The sequence below is a fragment of the Moorena sp. SIO4E2 genome (genome assembly GCF_010671945.1).
Taxonomy (GTDB): domain Bacteria; phylum Cyanobacteriota; class Cyanobacteriia; order Cyanobacteriales; family Coleofasciculaceae; genus Moorena; species Moorena producens.
This window is the reverse complement of the sequence record NZ_JAAHIE010001099.1, coordinates 1-1,720: the sequence shown is the minus strand read 5'-3', so window position 1 is coordinate 1,720 and position 1,720 is coordinate 1. Positions and strand designations below refer to the sequence as shown.

General features: G+C 41.6%; 3 protein-coding genes. All 3 read left to right on the top strand.

Features of this window, described 5'->3' with window-relative positions:
• Positions 1-222 precede the first annotated feature (222 nt).
• Entirely contained in the window at positions 223-915 is a 693-nt protein-coding gene (locus tag F6K37_RS41075) for a hypothetical protein (protein WP_287257042.1), read from the top strand.
• A gap of 1 nt (position 916) precedes the next feature.
• Positions 917-1,306, top strand: a complete 390-nt coding sequence (locus F6K37_RS41070) for a hypothetical protein (RefSeq protein ID WP_287257041.1) — start codon at positions 917-919, stop codon at positions 1,304-1,306.
• Positions 1,291-1,720, top strand: a 430-nt coding sequence (locus F6K37_RS41065; protein ID WP_287257040.1) for a POTRA domain-containing protein, incomplete at its 3' end; no start/stop codon positions are given. The genes F6K37_RS41070 and F6K37_RS41065, both read left to right, overlap by 16 nt.

Sequence of the window (1,720 nt, the reverse complement as noted above, 5' to 3'; positions counted from 1 at the left end):
AATCAATGCTGATGTTCAACATCATGCAATTGATGCTAAAGAGAGTATGAATCGTCTAGAACTAGAACATCAACGAAAAAATTATTATTTCGACATTTTGATGAATCCATAGTCTAGAAATGCCCCTAGGGTAAACGCAAGCCTCTACCTTAGGGGCAAGATATTTGTCTGAGACCGTTATTGAACAGATTCCCAAGTATTTTCGTTTTTTTGGAAAGTGTCATGAACCGCAAAATAATCTTAGGTACAGCTCTAGTTATTTCTATTTTAGGTAATTATACAAATGCCTTAGCTGAGGAAGATTATAAAATCGAGGGTAGTTATCAGAATCAATCAACTACCGATAAAATCGAGAGTAGTGATCAGAATCAATCAACTCCGGAGCCTGCTGTTGTTATTCCCAAAAACTCCGCTGTTGTGGTTGCTTTTCCTAATCATGTTGATTTTCTAATTAAGGAAAACCAAAGTTTATTACTGAATCTAGTTTTAGCCCAGCCAATCAAAGATAATTCTGGCAAAATCGCTATTCCAGCTAATTCGATAGTGCCCGCTAAGTTAGTTCCCTCAGCTAGCGGAGCTAAGATATTAGTTGAATCAATTGTTGTAGAAGGTAAATTGTTACCATTGCGAGCGGAGAGTCCAGTAATTTCCGGTAGTGAAATCACAGTCACTAATAGTGATCAGCAAGCCAGGGAACATACTCGTACCTATGGACGACAAGGGATCGCCATGGGTTGTTTATTAGACAGCATATTTGATATCTTTGGTCAGGATTGTAGTAGTGATTCTCAACATGTTGGTGGTATAGCTGGTATTTTAGTATCAACATTCGTTCCTCAAGACAACCCCGAAGTTGTGAGAGTTGTCCAAATTACTCAGGGAAGTGTTTTTGTTTTATCTATGGAACAAGAGTAGCTTGACAGCAATTTTCATTGGAGTAGACCACAAAATCGGGAGTCGGGAATATGGGGGATTACCAACTAGTACTTTTGTTTATGGATCTGCGATCGCTTTTTCTGTGGCGTTGCATAAATGCGGGATGATTTTAATAGTGTTGTGGCATGGGCATCTAGCTGTAGAACAGGCATCTTGCCTATTTCATTTCCGAGCAGGCATCTTGCCTGTTTCATTTGCGACCAGGCAGGCATCTTGCCTATTTCATTCCCGAGCAAGCATCTTGCCTGTTTCATTTCCGAGCAGGCATCTTGCCTATTTCATTCCCAGGCAAGCAGGATGCCCACCCCACTCCTATTCATCCGAAGATTCAGCAATGCGAACAAGGCTGAAACTATGTATCATACACTGAAATCTATTATTGTAATTTCAGGCTCTAGTATTATTCCCATCGTGAGCCTAACTATGGGAGCAGTTGCTCAGTCTACTCCACCCCCAGGAGTGAACCTTCCCCCCACCACCCCTGAGAGGATTGAGGAAACTATTCCCACCCCATCCGATTTACCGCCTCCTGTTCGTGAAGAATCTCCAGCATCACAACCTCAGCCAAACCTAGAAATTCCTTCCTCTCCCCAACTCCCTGAAGTTACAATTCCACCCAGTGTGCCATTCTTCGTCACAGAAGTAGAGGTGTTGGGAAATACCGTTTTGCAAGAAGAAATTGCAGATAAAAAAAACCAATATGAGAACCGTGAAGTAAGGTTTGAGGAGTTGCTTCAACTGCGTTCTGCCATTACTGAGCTCTACATTAAAAATGGTTACATCA